The organism is Methanomethylovorans sp., from assembly GCF_050177135.1.
Taxonomy (GTDB): Archaea; Halobacteriota; Methanosarcinia; order Methanosarcinales; family Methanosarcinaceae; genus Methanomethylovorans.
Window position 1 is genome coordinate 1 of the sequence record NZ_JBFXHJ010000023.1, and the last position, 20,563, is coordinate 20,563.

17 protein-coding genes are annotated in these 20,563 nt (G+C 43.3%); 9 read left to right on the forward strand and 8 right to left on the reverse strand.

All coding sequences use genetic code 11. The annotated features are described in order from the left end of the window. Window positions 1–656 (reverse strand): type I restriction-modification system subunit M N-terminal domain-containing protein (locus AB7U21_RS03365; protein WP_428386996.1); only part of this gene is annotated, 656 nt, incomplete at its 3' end. A 561-nt stretch (window positions 657–1,217) separates the two neighbouring features. Here AB7U21_RS03365 and AB7U21_RS03370 point away from each other — a divergent pair. From AB7U21_RS03370 to AB7U21_RS03380, 3 genes are all read left to right on the forward strand, one after another. After that, window positions 1,218–2,369: a Fic family protein gene (locus AB7U21_RS03370; protein ID WP_428386998.1), complete on the forward strand. Its 1,152-nt coding sequence runs from the start codon at window positions 1,218–1,220 to the stop codon at window positions 2,367–2,369. A gap of 97 nt (window positions 2,370–2,466) precedes the next feature. Next, entirely contained in the window at window positions 2,467–2,673 is a 207-nt protein-coding gene (locus tag AB7U21_RS03375) for a type II toxin-antitoxin system HicB family antitoxin (RefSeq protein WP_428387000.1), read from the forward strand. Then, the gene (locus AB7U21_RS03380) at window positions 2,666–2,881 is read left to right on the forward strand and encodes a type II toxin-antitoxin system HicA family toxin (protein ID WP_428387003.1); all 216 of its coding nucleotides are present in this window, start codon (window positions 2,666–2,668) and stop codon (window positions 2,879–2,881) included. Before AB7U21_RS03375 ends, AB7U21_RS03380 begins: the two co-directional genes overlap by 8 nt. Before the next feature lie 286 nt (window positions 2,882–3,167). Here AB7U21_RS03380 and AB7U21_RS03385 read toward each other — a convergent pair whose 3' ends face one another. Then, window positions 3,168–3,566 (reverse strand): cupin domain-containing protein, encoded by a 399-nt coding sequence (locus AB7U21_RS03385; protein WP_428387005.1) that lies wholly within the window; start codon window positions 3,564–3,566, stop codon window positions 3,168–3,170. Between the two features lie 456 nt (window positions 3,567–4,022). Between AB7U21_RS03385 and AB7U21_RS03390 the strand changes: the two genes are divergently transcribed. Together AB7U21_RS03390 and AB7U21_RS03395 are read left to right on the forward strand one after the other, a co-directional pair. Continuing rightward, complete coding sequence (locus AB7U21_RS03390; RefSeq protein WP_428387007.1) at window positions 4,023–4,544, forward strand: hypothetical protein; 522 nt, start codon at window positions 4,023–4,025, stop codon at window positions 4,542–4,544. 281 nt (window positions 4,545–4,825) lie between these two features. Next, entirely contained in the window at window positions 4,826–6,025 is a 1,200-nt protein-coding gene (locus AB7U21_RS03395; protein ID WP_428387009.1) for a hypothetical protein, read from the forward strand. Between the two features lie 327 nt (window positions 6,026–6,352). On the opposite strand, the gene AB7U21_RS03400 is transcribed toward AB7U21_RS03395, so the two are convergent. Further along, window positions 6,353–6,580 (reverse strand): DUF5654 family protein, encoded by a 228-nt coding sequence (locus tag AB7U21_RS03400; RefSeq protein ID WP_292351296.1) that lies wholly within the window; start codon window positions 6,578–6,580, stop codon window positions 6,353–6,355. A 387-nt stretch (window positions 6,581–6,967) separates the two neighbouring features. Between AB7U21_RS03400 and AB7U21_RS03405 the strand changes: the two genes are divergently transcribed. Both AB7U21_RS03405 and AB7U21_RS03410 read left to right on the forward strand, forming a co-directional pair. Continuing rightward, window positions 6,968–8,515, forward strand: coding sequence for an ATP-binding protein (locus tag AB7U21_RS03405; protein WP_428387012.1), 1,548 nt, complete (start codon window positions 6,968–6,970; stop codon window positions 8,513–8,515). 294 nt (window positions 8,516–8,809) lie between these two features. Then, window positions 8,810–10,657 carry a PAS domain S-box protein gene (locus AB7U21_RS03410; protein WP_428387014.1) on the forward strand — a complete coding sequence of 616 codons (1,848 nt, stop codon included), beginning with the start codon at window positions 8,810–8,812 and terminating at the stop codon, window positions 10,655–10,657. Between the two features lie 2 nt (window positions 10,658–10,659). On the opposite strand, the gene AB7U21_RS03415 is transcribed toward AB7U21_RS03410, so the two are convergent. Genes AB7U21_RS03415 through AB7U21_RS03435 form a run of 5 tightly spaced genes read right to left on the reverse strand, consistent with a single transcriptional unit; the run spans window position 10,660 to window position 17,788 of the window. Continuing rightward, on the reverse strand, window positions 10,660–12,672 hold the full coding sequence (locus AB7U21_RS03415; protein WP_428387016.1) for an amylo-alpha-1,6-glucosidase: 2,013 nt from the start codon (window positions 12,670–12,672) through the stop codon (window positions 10,660–10,662). After that, the gene (locus tag AB7U21_RS03420) at window positions 12,656–14,626 is read right to left on the reverse strand and encodes a glycoside hydrolase family 15 protein (RefSeq protein WP_333787754.1); all 1,971 of its coding nucleotides are present in this window, start codon (window positions 14,624–14,626) and stop codon (window positions 12,656–12,658) included. Before AB7U21_RS03420 ends, AB7U21_RS03415 begins: the two co-directional genes overlap by 17 nt. Next, window positions 14,623–15,432, reverse strand: coding sequence for a V4R domain-containing protein (locus AB7U21_RS03425; RefSeq protein WP_428387018.1), 810 nt, complete (start codon window positions 15,430–15,432; stop codon window positions 14,623–14,625). Before AB7U21_RS03425 ends, AB7U21_RS03420 begins: the two co-directional genes overlap by 4 nt. A gap of 20 nt (window positions 15,433–15,452) precedes the next feature. After that, window positions 15,453–16,661: a glycoside hydrolase family 57 protein gene (locus tag AB7U21_RS03430; RefSeq protein ID WP_333787756.1), complete on the reverse strand. Its 1,209-nt coding sequence runs from the start codon at window positions 16,659–16,661 to the stop codon at window positions 15,453–15,455. Continuing rightward, window positions 16,658–17,788, reverse strand: coding sequence for a glycoside hydrolase family 57 protein (locus AB7U21_RS03435; protein WP_428387021.1), 1,131 nt, complete (start codon window positions 17,786–17,788; stop codon window positions 16,658–16,660). Before AB7U21_RS03435 ends, AB7U21_RS03430 begins: the two co-directional genes overlap by 4 nt. Window positions 17,789–17,943: 155 nt before the next feature. Between AB7U21_RS03435 and AB7U21_RS03440 the strand changes: the two genes are divergently transcribed. Continuing rightward, window positions 17,944–19,761: a glycosyltransferase gene (locus tag AB7U21_RS03440; protein WP_428387023.1), complete on the forward strand. Its 1,818-nt coding sequence runs from the start codon at window positions 17,944–17,946 to the stop codon at window positions 19,759–19,761. Between the two features lie 36 nt (window positions 19,762–19,797). Then, window positions 19,798–20,563, forward strand: a 766-nt coding sequence (locus AB7U21_RS03445) for a galactose-1-phosphate uridylyltransferase (RefSeq protein ID WP_428387025.1), incomplete at its 3' end; no start/stop codon positions are given.

Here is a 20,563-nt window from a genome sequence, read left to right on the forward strand (position 1 = left end):
AGAGTAACTATGGATTTGGGCGGGTAGACCTGTCCACCCTTCTTACCTTCCGCACTGGCGAACTGTCCAAGGAAATATTCGTACACATGCCCCAGAATATCCTTAGCCTTCAGGGTTTCGTGGATAAATGGTATAGTAGAAACAAGATCGATCAACTCCCCAAGTTTTGCAGAATCTATCTGCAGGCGTGCATAATCCTTGGTCAGCACACCTTTAAGCTTAGGATTATCCTTCTCGATCGCCTCCATTGCATCATCAAGAAGCCGACCCACACTTACCATCTTGTAAGTATCGATCTTTCCGTTTCGGATAGGCACTTCTGTACCGGAAGGAAGCTTGGCACAGCTTTGTAATGTGTCCCAGCGTGCCAGAGCCGGGATCCAGAATACATTCTTTTCAGTATAATAATCCCTTATCTCCAGCTCCTCAGTCTCTAACTCCTCATCTCCTCCTAAATAATACTCATTATCCGGGTCTTTGAACTGTTGCAGAAGCTCCTTCCTTCGCTCTTCAAATGCATCGGAAACATACTTAAGAAAAACAAGGCCGAGAACTACATGCATATAAACAGCAGCATCCAGATTGGAACGTAATTTATCTGCAGATGTCCATAGTTTGTTATCCAGGTCTTTCAGGAAATTCTCATTTTCATCCATTATCTCGATCCTTTGTTCATTGAAATGTTCTTTATCTCACTTTAGACAGTTGGTTTGATCTCCTTCCCTTATATCATTTTCCTTTTAGTGTATCTTCAGCATTGAGAACCATTGATAAAAGTTCCTCTTAATTTATTTATTTATTTATTTATTAATTTATTCAGTTTACCGAACTTACCTGCCGCCGCCATCAGGCGGGCGGATACGCTCGCCCAACTTCCTTATATTGTATTCATTGAAGTTTGACATACAATGTTTAGCTATGTGGGGGAACATAAATACATTTAAAAGTATCTTAAAATTAGGGGTGAAAATAGACGTAATGTTAAGGGGTATTAATATAGTGACCGGCTGCCCTTCTGCGCGCCTTAAATCGTATCCATGCCTGGATGGCAGGAGATTGATTTGAGGGGTGTTATTCTAAGTAAAGGAATATTAACTTAAAGTTGAAGATACAATTTTAAATAAAGAAACCTTAACTTAAAATGTTAATTGGATTCTAAGTAAAGGATGCTTAACTTACACTACGTAAGTGAAATCTTAGTAAAGGATCGTTATCTTATGGATGAAAGAGCCGGGAAATTTGTATTAACGCCTGAAGGTTACAGATCCTTCATACCCAAAGAGTTGCCACCAGAGCCTCCTATCCAATATGATGATGAACTGCATTTGCTGCTTTCAAAGGCCGACAGGGATCTTGCCAGGCTGGATGGGATCACCTCGGTTCTGCCAAACCCGGACCTTTTCATTGCAATGTACGTTAAGAAAGAGGCTCTCCTGAGTTCACAGATCGAAGGCACTCAGGCATCCCTTGAAGGAGTTCTGGAATTTGAAGCGGCCCTTGTACCAAAAGAAGATATCAGCGAAATAAAGGAAGTTGTAAATTACATCAGAGCCTTAAACTATGGTATCGAAAGACTGGTCGAAACCTCAATGTCCCTGGACCTCATAAAAGAGATCCACAAGACCCTGCTGGAGGGAACAAGAGGGGATGGGCTGAATTCCGGCAATTTCAAAGTTCTTCAGAATTATATAGGCACCTCAGGCGCTTCCATAAGAGAAGCGGTCTTTGTACCAACGACACCGGCCATAACCATACCTGCAATGGAAGCACTGGAGAGGTTCCTGAACGAAAAGGACAACATTCCGCCGCTTATCAAGATCGGATTGATACATGCCCAGTTCGAGACCATTCATCCGTTCCTTGATGGTAACGGCAGGATGGGACGACTTATCATCACCTTCTATCTTGTCTGGAAAGAAATACTGTCAAAACCGCTTCTGTACCTGAGCTTTTATCTGAAGAACAATAGAAGCGAATATTATGAACTGCTTATGAAAGTACGCACGGAAGGCGCGTGGGAAGATTGGCTCAAGTTCTTCCTCAAGGGTGTCAGTGAAACCTCCCAGGAAGCGGTTAACACCGCAAGGGAGATCATAAAATTGAAAGACGATATGACAAATAAGGTCTATGAGAACTCGATCTCAAGCATCCACGCCATACGATTGATAAACCTGCTGTTCGACACTCCCCTTATCAGCAGCAAGGATATTGCTGATAGGTTAAACATATCGTCCGTCACCGCAAATAGCCTTGTAAGTAGATTTGAGGAAATAGGTATTCTGCATGAGATCACTGGTAAAAAAAGATATAAGATGTACCTTTTCAAGGAATACGTTGACATAATAAGCAGAGGTACGAATATCATTTAGAGTGGTTTTCAATTTTTTTTAGTTAGACCGGCTGCTCTTCTGCGCTTGCTCAGATCTGAAATGAATTTTAATATACAAGAACCGCTTATGAATAATTATGCAGTACACAATAGTCCTTGAGATTGCAGAAGAAGGTGGATACACTGCACGCTGTCTGGAACTTCCGGCAGCGATAAGTGAAGGGGATACCAAAGAGGAAGCTCTGAAAAATATAAAGGAAGCCATTGAACTCGTGCTTGAAGTCACCGAGGAGCAGGCCAGGGTACTTGGCGAGATCGCAAAGGTTGATGTTGCAAGTGCCTGAACTGCCAGTTATCTCCGGCCAGAAGGCCATCAAGGCTCTGGTGAAACTTGATTTTGTAGTAGTAAGACAAAAGGGCAGTCATGTATTTTTGCAACGCGGACACGATACTGTAACCATACCTTTACATGATCCGCTTAAAAAAGGTACTCTCAACAGCATCATCAAACAGGCCAATGTCCCGCTGGAAGAATTCTTGAAGAAACTGTAGGTCATGGATTTTTAAAGGAGCTCAAACTCTTTTTTTAGTCTGCTGCCTTATTTGACGGGCTGCCCTTCTGCGCTACGCTTAGAACTACAGCCCTTTAGCAGGCGGCTGGAGCATCTGCGCGCCTGAAGTCGCGCCCATGCTTGGTTAAAGTATTCTCTTTGCAGTGGGGCACAGATACGCTCTCTCGAGCGCATCCGTGCCAGAATAGGGGGTTTTAGAGAAGGAATAAATCCCGACTCAAGTCGATATTAATTGAGTCAGGATCATCTCATTTCATTTGTTCTGATCATTCCGTAGTCTCGCCGTCAAAATCTGCTTCATTGGCTTCAGCTTCTTTCTTTGTGGCACGGATGATCCCATCCTTGTGATGCGCCGGCGAATAGATAGTGTAGAGTTTCAGTTCCTCTGTTTTGGAGGTATTGATGACATTGTGCTGCGCACCTGCCGGCACTACTACTGCGACTCCGTCGCTGAGATCATACTCATTGCCGTCAATTATGCACTTCCCCTGTCCGCTCTCAAAACGGAAGAACTGGTCGTTTTCCTCATGCACTTCCATACCTATTTCTTCCAGAGGCTTGAGGCTCATAAGTACCAGTTGGCTGTGCTTTGAAGTGTAGAGAACTTTACGGAAATTGCCATTTTCCAAAGTGGCATTTTCTATATCAATGCAAAATCCTTTCATACTCTTAATAGGGCCTAATTACATATAAAATCGATAGCAGTAATATGATATTTAAAAAATAATTAAACTACGATAAGTATAACGCTTTTTTGCTATATCGAAGATTTCGAAAAACCCCTTTATTTAAAAATTGTCTTATATGGCATATGTAAACAATAGATTAAAAAAAGAGTTATTGAAACCCTCTTTGATCAATTAGAATTCGCTCTGTTATTTTTATGATCCTTATTTATTTCTTATTACATTTCATCTGGAAAGCAAAGTCGCCAGGACGCACAGCTTTTTATTTGCTTCTTTGAGCCTTAGCGTCTTTGCGCCCTTGCGTTGATAGTATGTTGTGTACATTCTTTATTACAATTCATTTTACAGGCCAGTACCTTCTCAAAAGGAGTGCTTAAATATCTGCTGCACAGCTTATTGACAAGCCTAATTATTGGGAGATATATGGTGATCAATATGAACTCAAAACTAGCTATAGGATTGTTCGTAGCAGTGATCGTTCTGATCGGGGCGACCATGGCAGCAGCAAGACCTGCCTATTTTTCATCGTTCAGGCAGAACTACGATATCACCGGCACGAAGCTTGATTCATGCAATGCCTGTCATACATCAGGTGGAGGGTCTCCGCGCAATCCATATGGTATGGCATATTCGGAAAGTGGCAGAGACTTTGCATCGATCGGTAACCTTGATTCAGACAACGATGGATTCACTAATCTTGAGGAGATCAATGGCCTGACATTTCCGGGAGATCCCAATGACTATCCGCAGGATATTTCACAAACACCATCCGAAACAGCGGTCAACGTAACTCAGCAACAAAACATGACCAACTTATCAGACAATGATACTGGGAATACGATTGCGGAAATTCCTGTAAACAATAGCATCGAAGCACCGAAGTCGCCGGGGTTCGAGGTTATCTTTGCAGTTCTCGGATGCTTAATGATCACAGGTCTGAAGAAAAGATATATTTAAAGATCAATGACAGGATGTGGGTTGAGGGACTGCTTTCTCTTCCAGGTTACGCCTGGAACAACAGTACTTTTAAACTTTTAATAAAAGATGCTAAAAACTTATGGCATTATTTTTATATCTTGAAACATCCTATATTAATAAGGCGTTGCCTTTACTATTTTCAGTTGTTTGCATATATTGCAGAGGGACTATTTCAATAGACAGACAACTTTGCACAATACCCGCTCAGGGATAGCAAGGCAGCTTTTGTGGTCCCTCAAAGTGTAGGGGAGTTGATCACATTGTATACGCCAGCACCAGATAAGATTCCAGATCAGCGATTCGATCTAACCGAACCAAGTATCTACGGCGAGCTGAGCCTGGAAACAGATTATGACACCGGTTCCAAAAGTTCAGAACCTGAGAATAGTTCAGATCTTAAAAGATCCGAATATAAAGCGATATGTCTGATACGTTCGTTATTACGTGACATAAGGGCAGATTTTCAAATGATCCGTAATTCTATGATAGTGCTTTTATCCCTGGATCCGGCCTTAGACCAAAAAGGATGCAACGCTGAAACTTCTGAGATCCATAAGAAGATGATCCAAAGATGTGGCAATTCGATAGATGCTAAATTAAGAAGTGTTCATATTATCTTTGACAAACATCCCTGTATCAGTTCACATGACAGCGATACGGTTCAGATCATCGAGAATAAATGGGAGTTGCAAAAAGATCTCTATAAAAACTACCTCAGCGATGAATCAACAAAAAAGATCAAGCTTGAGAAATGTAAACAATATCTGGAAGAGAACATCTATTCCTGCAGTTTTTTAACTGTCCCCTCCCGCGTGGCAGCACACCTTAAAACTCTTAAGTCCGGATACGCTCTTAATTTTTACGAAGAATTCAAAGACGAATTCTGTTCCGAAGAGCAGGCAAATGAACTGCTCAAATACCTAGCCCGTCATCCTGCATTTATTGATGATATCATAGATACATCTCAGGGATCAATATTCAAGGTCGATCCAAAAAACAAAAGGTGGAAAAGCTATGTAAGGGTATTTGCAGCATTTGTTCTAGGTGTTGGTGCAATAATAGGTTCCTTTTGGCTTTTAAGAGAACGGATAGGCCATGAATACATCACAGGTATTCTAAAAATGTATCTGGTTTTTGTTAGTGGAGCTTTGTTCCATATATTCATAGATGCAATGAAAGCTACCAAATCATCAACTGGTCTGAAGTTCAGATCAATTGAAGATTGGTTCTTATGGATCAATATCAAGGAATTATCCATTATCACAGGGATCCTATTACTGGATTTCACTTTCATCGGATTGGTTATCATTTTTGATCCCGGTGTGATCATTGATCCATTAACGCTCGCAGCGGCAGGATACAGTTTTGATAGTATAGGCGAGGTTGTCTCAGGCAGATTCGAAACCATTCTGAGTACCAAAGGAGGTTCATTAAAAGAAAAGATCTCGAGTATGAAATGATCCGTACTGATCATGCTCCTTGATCTGTAATTAGCTCTGCAGATCTCAATTTAGCTTTCTGCAGAGTTAATTTTACTGCTATCGATACGTGCCTGCTCACTAAAATGGTGCAAAGACCAGGAACATCATAAAGTTGATCACATCTCTGATGGACCCTATAGAAAGAACATATTTTCATTAAAATAAGGAAAAATGTTCTTAGTTTTTTTATTTTTGGCCGGAGCCAAAAACTAAGAACACATGTATCGGTTTGATCACCAAAGACAGATATAAGTATAATATAAACTATAATAAAAATTAATTACGATCAGATCCAATGTGGATTTCTCACTCCTTTTTTGACTTTTCTGCAAGTCCTCCTATCCAGATGGTCATTACGACTGCAAGGACGGTTACAAACAGTGCATATGCCCATATACCCCATGAAGCAAGGAAATACAGTGCTCCTCCCTCTGCAAATAACGACTTTATGGCATCGTTCCATGCCAGGGCCGCTACCAGTCCGAATGCTGCAGTTATAAGCGCAGCTAATTGATTAATTACTTGTTGTTTCAAGAAAAATCCTCCTTTTGCGTTAAGGCAATCTATTATTTGCTTTCAATGAATTTAAATATTGTCCAATATCCGGTTCTTGCGATAATGCTTATCTGAACGCGTATAACCGAAGATAGCTCATTACAGGAATATTTTTTTCTCCGTATATATGCAAATATTGCGGCCAGAATCAATTAGAAATATTTATATTTGACTAGTTATCATAGCTGAAATGCATCTTTTCCCATTCTTTCTAACGAATGAATATCATCGAGGTAAATCATTGAGATCCATTGTAACTGCCTGGAAGCCATGTATTTGTATAAGATCACATCTGGCTACATTTTCTCACATGTCGCAAATTTCTTCAATATCTTTTGCATACATTTCTTCAAGGGGTTTTAGGTTATGAAGGGCTCACGGATTCTCATAGTTGAAGATGAACGCATCACAGCGCTGGATATCAAATACAGATTAGAGGATTCGGGATATGTGGTGACAGGAATAGCATCATCCGGGAAAGCTGCAATTGAAAGCGCAGAAGAAACAAAACCTGATCTGGTGCTGATGGATATAATGATAGAAGGCGATATGGATGGGGCACAAGCAGCTCTCCATGTACACGATCGGTTTCGTATACCTGTGATATTCCTTACTGCCTACGCTGATGAGGACACTCTTAGAAAAGCAAAGATTGCAGAACCCTTTGGATATATCTTAAAGCCCTTCGAAGACAAAGACCTCCAAACTAACATAGAGATCACACTCTATAAGCATCGTGTAGAGCAGGAGCTCAGAGAAAAGGAAGCATGGGTATCAGCTATATTAAAGAACATGGCTGATGCGGTCATAGCCACAGACGTGTCAGGTACAATAAGGCACATGAACCCCACAGCCGAGATCCTTACCGGATGGAAGGAATCCGATGCTGTTGGAAAATCATTGTGGGGGATATTCCGGATATCCACTGTCAACGGTGAAATGATCACTGACCTGGTCCCAAAGGTACTTGAAAATGGAGTTTTTAAAGGGGGGGACAATGAAGACCTGTTTTTATCCAGGGAACATATCAAGGTACCAGTTTCTATCACAGGTACTTCTATTAAGAACGACAGAAATGAAATGATAGGCATTGTTTATGTTTTTGCAGATGTAACAGCACAGAAACAGGAAAAAGAAGATCTCCTTAATGCCAAGCTAAGTGCTGAAGCCGCAAATAACTCAAAGAGCGAGTTCCTGGCTAATATGAGCCATGAATTACGCACCCCTCTTACATCTATTATAGGTTTTTCCGACATTCTTCTTGAAGAAACGTTCGGCGAGATCAATGAAAAACAGCACAAGTACTTGCAGAATGTATCATCCAGTGGTAAGCATCTTCTGGACCTTATCAATAGTATTCTTGATCTTTCAAAGGTCGAAGCCGGGAAAATGCAGATATCATACGAGTATTTCAATGTTTCCGATGTCATAAGTGAAATTAATGCCATTGCAGTCCCACTGGCATTGAAAAAAAACATATCTCTGGATATACGCATCGATCCGATGATGAATAATATAAAGGCAGATAAGCTGAAGTTCAGACAGATCATGTACAATCTTACAAGCAATGCAATAAAGTTTGCTAACCACAGGGGCCATGTTTCCATAGAAGGAAGCCTTTCAGGAAACCTTGCTCAGTTCAGAGTAAAAGATGATGGTATCGGCATATCTAAAACAGATCAGCCGAATATCTTCAATCCTTTTACACAAGCCGATTCTTCAGGTGCCCGCAGGTATGAAGGCACAGGACTGGGTTTGGCTCTGGTAAAGAAATTCGTGGAATTACATGGTGGTCATGTATGGGTGGAGAGTGAACCGGGTAAAGGTTCTGTATTCTCTTTTATCATACCTTATGATGGTGTTCCAACATCAGAGAAACAAATGACCGATAAGACTCAGGATGCGTTTTTATAGGCAACGGATCAGAAAAATGATCAGTTGATCTCAAACACATTTTCATGTTCCTCTTCTGAACATGTCCATAATTATTTGACATTTACTCATTTTTAGATACAGACAAATTCTATCAGCACTAAATTAATAATTAAATATTTATAGTATTATTAGTATTAAATAACTAATACGTAACATATACTATTCTGTGGCACAAAATCCTACCAAATGGTTCCATGGATACTGTTCTGGGATCTAAAGGGGATTTTCACAGTATATGACTGACTAAAAACTCTTTGATCGGTTGATGGAAATATGGACAATATCAAACCCCGGTTCACTATACTTGTTGTAGATGATGAACCAGTTAATGTAGAACTTCTGGAAGCTTATCTGCATTCCGAGCATGAAGTTGTCACGGCTTCTAACGGGTTTGAAGCAATCGAGAGCGCACACAATAAAAAGCCTGACCTGATCCTCCTTGACATAATGATGCCTGATATCAATGGATTTGAGGTATGCAAGGTCCTCAAGAGTTCTAAAGATACGGCTCATATTCCAATTATAATGGTTACTGCACTCTCCAACCGTGATGATCGTGCACGTGCAATAGAAGTCGGCACAGATGACTTCTTGTCAAAGCCAGTTGATAGACTTTCCCTTAAGACCCGTGTAAATTCACTGCTGCGACTTAAAGCCCTGCAGGATGAGATCTTAAGAGAGAGGGACCAGGCACAGAACTACCTGGATGTTGCAGGCGTAATGTTCCTTGTGCTGGACAATGAAAAACATGTCAAGCTGATCAATAAGAAAGGCTGCGAAATACTTGGTTACACTGAAGACGAAGTAATTGGGAAGAACTGGGTAGATCATTTCATACCTGCATACTTAAGGGATGAGGTCAATAAGCGTCTTTCTGAGCTGATAACTTCTTCTCTTCCCTCAAATACTCTTGTAGAGGACGCATGTCTCACAAGTCAGGGAACAGAGAAGATCATCAGATGGAACAATGTGGTACTGCGGGATACTGCTGGTAATATCATCGGTACGCTTAGTTCCGGAGAGGATATAACCGATGCAAAGAAAGCAGAGTCTCTGATAAACATCCAGAAGATAGCAATGGATGCAGCCACAGATGGTCTGTCCATACTCAACGAAAAAGCAGAACTAGTGTACGCGAACGAAGCACATGCAAGAATGTATGGATATAAATCTCCTTCAGAACTTCTGGGCAAAACATGGGATCTGATGTATGATCCTTTTGAGTATGAGATATTTAAAACACAATGTCTGCCGGAGTTACTGCAAAAGGGCAAGTGGACAGGAGAGAACAGAGGGAAGAAAAAGAATGGGACGCTCTTTTTCCAGGAGGTGTCTCTTACACGTCTGGACAATGGAGGAACTGTGTGTATAGTACGGGATATCACTTCCCGTAAGGAAGCAGAGAACAGGCTACAGGAATATGCACGTAATCTCAAGCGTTCGAACGAACTGAAGGATCTGTTCATTGACATCATGAGCCATGACATACTTAATCCTGCAGGTGTGGCCAGAGGATTCACAGAGATACTCCAAAGTACGGAAACAGATCAAGATAAACTTCATAAACTTGGTATCGTTGAGAAGAGCATTTCCAAGATCCTGGATACTATAACCAGCGCTGCTAACCTTGCAAGGCTTGAGAGCGTTGACGAGATCGAATTCATAGAACTTGACCTCAATTCAATGATCCTTGAAGCTATTGATGCGTATAAGTACGAAATACTTGCAGCTGGTCTGAAAATAGAATATCAGGAAAGCGGTCCATACTATGCAAAAGCCAATCCTCTTATCAGTGGTGTAGTGACCAATCTCCTTTCCAATGCATTGAAATATGGTTCCAAAGGCGGAAAGATCAGAATCAAGGTCGCAGATTCCAGTGAAGAATGGAAAGTGATGCTCACTGATTTCGGGGATGGGATATCAGATGTCGAAAAACCATCTGTGTTCCAGCGGTTCAAGAGGCTCAATGTGGGCGATATCCAGGGACACGGGCTTGGGCTTGCTATCGTGAAGAGAACTGTAGATCTGCACGGAGGCAGGGTCGGCGTGGAGGACAATCCTGACGCCACAGGTACCCAGTTCTGGTTCACAGTTAAGAAAAGTTTAGTAGATCCGGTTTAAGATCATTTATTGATCTTTCTTAGTAGTACATCCTCAGAATATGCACGCAGGATCTCGGCTACGCTCCAGGCCTGAGCCACACATCCTCTGGCCAAATGAGGTTCATTCCCATCAAATATCTCTGAGATGGTACCAATGCCTGCTTCTGCCATGTGAGGTATAAAACCGTCCAGCAGTTCTTTAGCATACATCCTGCTCCTTAAGGAGTGTCCTTTTGTTCTGCAGTAGGCCGAAACGAAAGGCCCCATGAGCCAGGGCCATACGGTCCCGTTATGATACGCCATATCTCTCTGAAGGTGATCACCTTCATATTTGCCAATATAGGCTGCTTCATAGGGTGCCAATGTCCTTAAGCCCCTGGAAGTCAGCAAATGTTGCTGTACTTTTCTTACAATGCTTTTTTCCTTCGTGCGATCAAGCATGCAATGAGGTAGTGACACCGCCAATATCTGATTTGGTCTTAACGATCCATCCTTGTGTTCCATTCCACGTGCATCATATCCTATACAGTCATAAAGACAATCCTGTTCTTCGTTCCAGAAGGCCTGTTCAAATTTTCGGCGGACCTTTTCAGCCTTTTCTTCAAACCCTGTATTGTCTGCTCCAAGCTTTGCAGCCATCTTTGAGGCAATGATCAGGGCATTGTACCACAATGCATTGATCTCACATGCTTTGCCTTTGCGGGGTGTGATCTCTGCATCGCCCACTTTGGCATCCATCCATGTCAGTTGTCCATCATGACATAGCAGGTTATCGGTATCCACTTTGATACCAAACTTTGTTCCTTTGGAATAGTTATGAATGATCTCATTCACCGTATTCCACATTTTTTCGATAGTTTGCATGTCATTGGTATATTCCAGATACTTCCATACAGCATTGATGAACCAGAGAGAAGCATCCACAGTGTTATATGCATAACTATCGGTACTATGGTCAGGGAATCTGTTAGGTATGAGCCCTTCTCTGCAATTCTCTGCAAAAGTGGACAGTATATTTGCAGCTATTTCATATCTGCCAGTTACAAGCGTAAGGCCTGGTAATGAGATCATGGTATCTCTTCCCCAGTCGGCGAACCATGGATAGCCTGCAATGACAGAATGCTTCCCAGTTGAATGGCGCATGACAACAAAAGCATCTGCTGATACAGCCAGTTTTGAGGGAAATGCTTCCATAAGACCCGATCTTTGGCAGATCATGGAAATACGTTCCTTTTCAGCTTCATACGCCTTGCGTACGGAAGCGGAAGAGACATCAGTTATCTTTTCAGTGGAAGCAACTATAAATATCTCATTTTTCCCCTGTGAGAGCTCCATTTGAAAGTAGCCGGGATGAAAACAGTCCTCATGGAAATCATAACCCCTTTCCATTTCAAGAGGATATTCAAAATTATAGTACCAATCACCTGAGGGGGTGTAAGAGGAATTTGAGAGAAGATGCAGTTCGACCTTGCTTTCTTCTGCAGGATTGATATGCATCATGGTCCCATTTACTGACGGTTCCTGCAAGATCCCGGCATTGCTTCGTGCCAGTTTATGGAAATCCCGCATGCTGGCAAGGGGATGTATACGCATCGTACAGTTCTTTTTCTCAGGCGGCACATGAATATCGTATCTGACAAGAACACTATTCTTTCCATGTTCCATGAACAATGTCTTAATTATCTGTATATCATCGATATCATATTTCCACGATGGCACAGGTCCTTCGGTGAATTCCTTGATGTATCTGAAACCCTGAGGATGGACAACACCCGGATATCTGTGGCAGGCAAGTTGATGAGTAATGTTATTGGAATGGATCTCCTCATCAAGGGCCGACAAGAGCACCATTCTGTTGACGGGCGGCTCCATAGATGCTACAAGCAAGCCATGGTACTTTCTGGTGTTCATAAAAGAAAGGGTAGAGGAGGCATATCCTCCCAATCCGTTGGTTATCAGCCATTCTTTCTGACAGAGTTCATCGATATTGTCCCTGTCGGCAGAGAAAATGGTCCCTTCATATCTTTCCATCATGTGTTTCCTCTGAGAAAGTTTCAAGGAGAAGTATGTTGTCTATCATCAGAGCACAACTCCAGCCTAAGGGTATAGCCCAGGCAGGGTAGCCCTTATGCTTATCCACCTGTTCAGGGAGCATACCAGTGCTGGTGGTTCCCCTCAATGCCCATTTGATATAGTTCACAGCACCCTGTACAAGCTTTAAGACCTCTGTGTCCGTACCAGGTTCGTTGCGAAGTGAGTTTGCAAGGGTGAGCATTGCCTTGGATAACCACAAAGTGGTTACTATCCAGGGATTGCCTTCAATGTACCTGTCGTTCTCATATCTTTTTATTCCATGATATCCGTTAACACTCACACTAAGCCTGTCCTCTATGGTCTTCAGCATCGACAGGATCATTTCTCTTTCTTCGGGATCAGTTGGCGAAAGCATATTGAAAGGAGTGAAAGTACCGATCATACTTGCATCCACCGTAGGGTCCAGTTTTCCATCAGCAAGACATTTGGCAAAATATCCTTCTTTAAGCCACATCTTTTCAATGGTCTTGTTCTTTACAAGCTCGGCTCTTTCAAGCCACCGGGATGCAAGACCTGGTTCACTGTAAGCTCTTGCCATAAAGGCCGCGGCCTTCAGGCCGGCAAATATAGCAGCGGACGTATAAGCGAACGATCCGGCATATGATTCCCACAGGTCCAGGCAGGGGTCATGCAGCCCATCCGTTGTGCGCCTCATCAGATACTCTGCACCCGTGAGCACCGTGATCCAGATATTCTCCAAGAACTCCGCTTTTTGCAGTCCTCTCAGTGTACTGTAGAAAGTGTACATAGCATGCAGTGTGGCACCTGTTTCGTCTATCTGGGTGGAATGGTCGAAATTTCCCCATGAAGGAGCCGTATTTCCATCAAGCCAGTATCGCTGGAACCATGAACCATCCGAAAGCTGGGTACGTCGGCACCAATGGAAGAACCTTTCACAGTATTCGGGATAACCCGCATTGAGCAAAGCCACTGCCACTTCTGATACATCTCTGTTCCAGCAGTACCCATAACCTCCGCACATCTCAAAATCATGATCGAACTCAGGTGCTGCAACAAAAGAACCATGCTTAGGATCATTGAGAAGGTCGAGGGTGAGAAGGCAGCGGTTAAAAGCTTCTAACACCTGTTGTTTTGTTTCAGGCGTGTCATCCAGCAGAGACAGTTTTAGCAGATCCTTCTTTGAAAGCCAGTTGATCCAATCCTGCCTGGAACTCTCAAGCATATTATTCACTGGCTCCTGAACGATCTCCAGCATCATCTTGTATAGCTGCGTTCTTTTCGGAGCAGCTCCTATAAATACTGTTATCTCCCTGGACTGGCCAGCCTTAAGCTTAAGGTCCCATCCTACGACCGTGTTCAGATAACCTATATCTTCCTTGTTGTTTTGCAGCTTGCCGTCTTCCATGTCATACCGGGCATTTGTCCACCAGATAGTATCCATTGCCTTGCCAACCTGCCACTGCTCAAAAGGAGGGGATGCCATTATACCGATATAGTTGTCTTGCCAGTACTGGGCAAGCAGACCCACGTCGGGATCGCAGAAAGCTGAGTTCTTCTTATGCATCTCCCCTACACAGAGATTGGAATAATAGAATAATGTACCATTGATGTCTTTTTCTGTACTGATGGTATACTTGCGCACCATTACAGATGCTCTTTGATGTGCAAAATCCTGTATATTGATCTTTATACCAATTCCATGTACAAGCTCAGTGATGACCATATTGGTGTCTTCAAGATAATGCTGTGTGGAATACCACTCATGATTATTTGTCCACATTAGCTTGTTTTCGATCTGCAGGCAGACAAGCGATTCTTCCACATGCTGGGCGTAATCCCGGCGGGGATAAAAAAAGCCGAACAGTTCACCTTTCTTGCCCATAGTGACAAGGATTTTGTCATTACCCAGTATCACATTCGGTTGCCTGATCACTGGATCTCCTCTTTCATTATATGTTCCGGTTTTACCCCATCAGGCGCAGGTGATACTACATGTTCGCACACTGCATTGCCCATACTCTTACAGCTGACCTCCCGCACCTGGAAAGTGTAGCCCATCATCTCGGTCATGTAGCCTGCAATGAATCCGCTCATGTAACCGCATACAGGAAGATCACTGGGACCGTATGCATCTGCGATGAACGAGTCCCTTACCACGACCTTACCACTACAGGTTTCTTTATCAAAATCCATTTCCAGTTTTCCCCAGCCGGATGCAAGGAACAGTTCTCTCAGGACAGCCATACAATTCTTCATGTCCACTGGCATTATGTTCCGTACATACCTTGCAGCACCTCGTCCTCCTTTAAGGCCACTGAGCAGGAGAAGGCCGTCAGGCTGGATCACATTTTCTCTTATTATCTTTAGTATGTCCACAAAGGTCTTTGACCTTGTGATGAGAGCTCTTTCTCCCAGGAAATTCAATGGAAAATCCACCGCATGGATCATGCGGTTTCTGGATATGCCCGATTCAACATCAATTATCCCATCAATGGCCAGGAGCCTTTTATTGATCATATCTACTTGTGCTTCTTCCTTGATCTCGGTGAAAAGCACATACTTTCCCTGGCCATCAGGTTCTGTATTATCAAGGTAAGCAAATCTTATTTTCACCTCCATTTCACCGAGTGCTGAGTTAATATTTGCTTCTGCTCCCATATTGGCTTTATAGAGGATGCTGAACCATACCACAAGTGCCTTTTCATCACCCCTGGAAAACATGTACAGGTCTCTTACCATAGTGAACCTCTTTTTTCCTTTTATTCATCCAGTGCGTCCATAGCACTCAGTTTGCTGAATACCATGGATTTAAAGTCCATAAGAGCTGCCATATAATTGATAGCGGCATCAAAGGGTGATGAATGGATGCTGAAATAGGAATGCACATCGCCGTCACCTAGCCATTTGGTACACATGTAGTAGAAATGGTCAGAAGTGAGCAGATGTTTCCAGATCCTGATAAGCTCTATGTCTCTGGTTCTGCGTACATAGGGCCCCAGCATCTTGACGTCTTCAAAGCACCTTCTTTGCATATCGTTCCCCAGCCATGCGCTGGTATCACGTTCGCTGTCCGCCCAGGAGATCGTGGAAAAATCCCCTACATCTATATCTGCTACAGGTTCGTATCTGCTGATCACTTCAGTTGGCGTCCTGAAGGTCAGCTTTTTGTCTATGACCTCAGCAGGTAATGCCTTTAGGAATCCGAATATGCCTGTTTCTTCCCATTGGTGCTCACCAAAGGTCTCATAGTCCATGAAGATGTTCAAAGTATTTCCAGGGGTAAGAGCAGCCCAGGTAGCCCATTTTTCCGCAGTGAGAGGATATTCCGGCCACCATCTTGAGGAGAAACGGTATCCTATGTCATCGCTTAGTTTATAGTTGCGCAGCAATACCTTGATATTCGAGTCCTTTGCCTTGTACACATAGTTGGGTGACCTGCTGCCAAGCAGGTGTTCTGTGCCTTCGGTAAGTATCGCCTTGTATCCCAGTTCCTCTACCGTTGCAGCCAGGCTGTTATTATAAAGTAGCTCAGTGTTCCTGAATACCTGAGGTTCTACTCCAAGCAGTGACCTCATGTTCTCACGATGCTCACATATCTGTTCCTTGAATTCTTCCCGTTCATCGAAAAGACCTGCAAGGGAATGATAATTAGTTTCTTCAAGGAACTCCACACATCCTGTTTCTGCCATCTGTCTGAAGGTTTCCAGCACATCTTTGCCCCATTTTTCACACTGGCTGAGCAATGTGCCTGTGACAGAAAGACTTATCCTGAACTTTCCTTCATACTCATCAACAAGATCTAGCATGGTCCTGTTAGCTGGAAGATAACATTTGCGGGCAACTTTCTCAAATATTTCCCTGTTAGACCTATTGTCAAAATATCTTTCAAAGCCCGTATGTTCATCAGGCCAGAACCATTTTAATCGATATGGCTGATGCACCTCAAAGTAAAAACAGACGGATCTCATGTTCTCCCCTCCCATATAGCCCTTCTGAAATCAGATAGTATAGATAGATTGTTCACAGCTTTCTCATATCCTGTGATGTTGGCTGTGTTCATATCAAGGAAGATATCACTTTGCTGGAGATATCCAACGATCTTTTTCATTTCTCCGTTCTCTGAAAGATCAGTTCTTGCTGCCAATTCCTGGACTATTATCTCCAGTTGCTTCAGATAGAAGTGCTGTGCATGGTTTCCAAGCAGTCCTTCCATGCCATAACGTGCTGCAGATTCTGTTTTCAGCGTATCGAGCTTTACCTTCTCAAATCTCTTTATGGCATCTTCAGGCCTGATCATACTGATGCCTCTTTCCTCCAGACTCAGCGGCAGATCCTTGAGGAACTGGAACATTCCTCCGGCTTTACTTTCGTTCCATGGGATGGAGCCATAATCCAGATAAAGTGTGATAACATCGCCTTCTATGTGTTCTATCCATGAAGCGAACTTATCGGCTGTCAGTGGATGATCGTCCCACGACTTGTCAGAGAAGCGCTTGCTGATATCTTCGCTCAGATCTATATGTCTGAGAAGAGTGGGAATGTCATCAGAAAATACGCTCACAGGCATATCGGTATTGAGCAGATTCCTGGCCCCCTCTGCGATCATGCATGTCAGTCCCAGTTTTTTGAGCACGCCCCCGATGTTCCCGGATGTAAGCAATTCCGGGTTCACAAAGGTCGATGGAACTACACCAAACAGCTCCGATATTTTTTCCATATGCGTCCATACCTGTTCCTTAAAATCCGTAAGGTCAGGATAAAGAGCGCTCAGCGAATGATAATAGGTGGATGCTGCAAATGCCACATTACCGGTGTCTGCCAGATCCCTGAACGAATTCAGTACCCTCGGATCCCATGAACACTGGTCCAGAAATGTCCCTGAAAGATTGAGAGTGTACGCCGCTCCATTTTCAATGGACCTTGTCAGTACTTTATTAGTCCGGCTGATGCTGGCTGCCATATGCTGAAAATCAGTAAAGATCCTTTCCTGATCGAAATAACTGGAGATCTCCGGTCTGCGATATCCATCAGCAGGCCAATACCATTTCAGATGATAAGGTAAGTGTAATTCCACACACATACAAACCGATTCCATGTACAGATACCCCCTTCATTATTTTAGTCTATTTTCTTTATCGGTCTTTTTCTTTTAACCAATACTTTATATTGTAATTTAACAGATATTAACGATATCGTTTTATTGGTAGAGACCAATTAAACTTTTGGACAATTATCCAGTGGGAACCAATTATGTTTGAAAGAAAATGGTTAGTGATAGCAGGAGAGGAAGCTGGTCCGAAGTCAAATAAAATGGGTGGCATCTGGAATGTGATCGATGCCGAAGCAACCACTCTTGCAGCCCTGATGAGTTCGGGGGCCATTAAGGATGAGCTATTACCTGGCATCATAGTTGCAGGTCCCTATTATGGGCATGCAGGCACTGACTGGCACAAAAGCCTCAATCGTGTCACTGATATGACCGGCTTTGAGCCTTACGATGGGGATGATGAGGTCACGGAAGCTATCGCAGCTATGGGATCAAAAGGTATGGAAGTCATTAGCGGTGTACGCCATTACAAAGGCATACCCATTGTTTATCTGATGTTCAAGACAAGTGATTTCTCCCGGATAACGTCGGAATATAAGGGCAATGCCATACGCCTGTGCGATAAAGTGAAGGCCGAAGCTTTTTCTTTGATAGGACTTGATTCACTAAAATATGAGAGTATGGGCAATGGGCAGGAGTATACCCATTATCTCAATCTTTCCTATGCCATCTCCGAGTTCGTGCTGGAACTGGTCACTATCAAGGCCAAGCGTTCGAAGGATTTCACTGATAAGGCAATATCCGAGTTTGCAGCTTCTCTTATGCCCAGCATGCATGTATATCTGCATTGTCATGAATTTGGTGTGTTCTACGCGTTAGCACGTCTTGAGAAACTAGGTATATCTGTAAATTCTGTGGCCACCTATCATGCAACCATACCAGGAAGAGCATCCGGGCACAAGTCTTTACAGAAGATACTGGATAACGATGGTAGCTGGGACCCAAAGGTCCCGGAGAACATGGCAAGGCTTGAAGCCCTTTCTTCATATGCCGATGTGGTGACTGCAGTAGGCGATTCCACACGTAAGGAAGTCAAATTGTTCTATGGGATCGATTCCATAGTTGTGCGTAACGGTATCGATGATAATGGAATGGGCATTTCACTGGAAAAGAAGAAGAACTGCCGCGAGAAGATACAGACCTTCCTTTCAGATACTATTCAGAAGGTGTATGGGGGCGTGCCTATTCCTTCAAAGAGGATACTTCCGATTTTCTCTATATCCCGTATCGAGATCGAGAACAAAGGCTATCCTGACCTGCTGGATTCCCTTATGCTGCTGGATAGAATGGTGAACCTGCAGATAGTCGCCGGGCAGCAGGATGAAGATATCCGTGTGGTGTGCTTCATTATAGCAGCACACGGTCCAAAGTCAAATGTTCCGGAAGGGTTCCCTCTCAATCTTCCGGATGACATTTTACTGGGTGAGGAATTAAGGCTTCAGAGAATGATCAAGGAGAGGAAGCTCGAGCCTGCGCAGCTCATCACTGGAAGAAGGCGTGTGACCGCCGTGCTGTACCCTCAGTGGATATCGAGCCACGATGGCGGTCTTAATATGAACGCCGATGAACTGATGTCGGGCTGCATTGCAGGTATTTTCCCCTCAAGATATGAACCTTTCCTGCTGACAGGCCTGGAAGCAGGAAAAGAGGCTACTCCAAGTATAGTCAGCAAGGTATGCGGGTTCAGCGATGCCCTTGCCAGTATCAAGCGTCTCGTGATGGGTATGGGCGGAGTGATAGTTGTGGACAACATAGATCTCCCATATAATGAGACCATAACTGATTATGCTCTTGCCATGGATTATTTCCTGGATACCTATGTTGATGATAAGGTCAAGTACAGTCTTCTCTGTCAGGAGGCTAATCTGCTCGCAAAGGAAATGAACTGGCTGGGTCCTGTAAAGGAATACTACGAGCTTCTGACGGGTGTATGCATAGTCCAGGAAGAAGAGGAAAAATAATTGGATCTATTATCCCATTGATCAGGAGAATTATAAGTGTCTGAGATACGCAAACACTATTTCCTTGAAGATTATTGCATAGTGGCTGCCGATAGAGGTAAACGTCCCTCTGATTTTTCTTCTTCCCCGGAGGTCCAGAATGCTACAAGTTGTGTGTTCTGTGCAGGAAAAGAGGATAAGACCCCACCTGCCCAGGCAGTATATAAGAATGGGCAGATCCTGCGCGATAGCAAAGAGGATCTTATTAGGGAATGGCAGGTCCGTTGCATACCTAATTTATACCCTGCCCTCAGTCCCGGGGGCATTGATGCTCCATATGCATCAGGCTATGGTTTTCATGAAGTGATCATAGAAACACCCAGGCATGATAGAAGATTGACGAATTTCACTGCGGAAGAAATGGACCTTCTCATGGAAGCCTACAGGGACCGTGTCATGCACTACTGGGCCCAGTCAGAGATAAAGTTCGTATCTCTGTTCAAGAATTGGGGAAAGCAGGCGGGTGCATCCCTGGAGCACACACATTCCCAGCTCATAGCATTGCCTTTGATACCTCCTTCCCTTAAAAAGGAATTAGATGTGATCCATGCGCAGGATAACTGTCCTTACTGCAGGATCGTACGCCTGGAATCTTCAAATGCACGCTTTATTTATGAGAATGCACATTTCATAGCCTTTGCTCCTTATTTTTCGCAGGTTCCTTTCGAGATCTGGTTCATTCCTAAGGCACATGTCAGTCAACTTGGGGCAATGTCAGATGAGATGTTGCATTCTCTGGGCGCTGCGATCCGCCATGTTCTTT

Bases quoted from the DNA above. Each gene is read 5' to 3' on its own strand.
- AB7U21_RS03370 (WP_428386998.1), top strand. From the start codon at position 1,218: ATGGATGAAAGAGCCGGGAAATTTGTATTAACGCCTGAAGGTTACAGA.
- AB7U21_RS03375 (WP_428387000.1), top strand. From the start codon at position 2,467: ATGCAGTACACAATAGTCCTTGAGATTGCAGAAGAAGGTGGATACACT.
- AB7U21_RS03385 (WP_428387005.1), bottom strand. From the start codon at position 3,566: ATGAAAGGATTTTGCATTGATATAGAAAATGCCACTTTGGAAAATGGC.
- AB7U21_RS03390 (WP_428387007.1), top strand. From the start codon at position 4,023: ATGAACTCAAAACTAGCTATAGGATTGTTCGTAGCAGTGATCGTTCTG.
- AB7U21_RS03405 (WP_428387012.1), top strand. From the start codon at position 6,968: ATGAAGGGCTCACGGATTCTCATAGTTGAAGATGAACGCATCACAGCG.
- AB7U21_RS03410 (WP_428387014.1), top strand. From the start codon at position 8,810: ATGGACAATATCAAACCCCGGTTCACTATACTTGTTGTAGATGATGAA.
- AB7U21_RS03415 (WP_428387016.1), bottom strand. From the start codon at position 12,672: ATGATGGAAAGATATGAAGGGACCATTTTCTCTGCCGACAGGGACAAT.
- AB7U21_RS03425 (WP_428387018.1), bottom strand. From the start codon at position 15,432: ATGGTAAGAGACCTGTACATGTTTTCCAGGGGTGATGAAAAGGCACTT.
- AB7U21_RS03430 (WP_333787756.1), bottom strand. From the start codon at position 16,661: ATGAGATCCGTCTGTTTTTACTTTGAGGTGCATCAGCCATATCGATTA.
- AB7U21_RS03435 (WP_428387021.1), bottom strand. From the start codon at position 17,788: ATGGAATCGGTTTGTATGTGTGTGGAATTACACTTACCTTATCATCTG.
- AB7U21_RS03440 (WP_428387023.1), top strand. From the start codon at position 17,944: ATGTTTGAAAGAAAATGGTTAGTGATAGCAGGAGAGGAAGCTGGTCCG.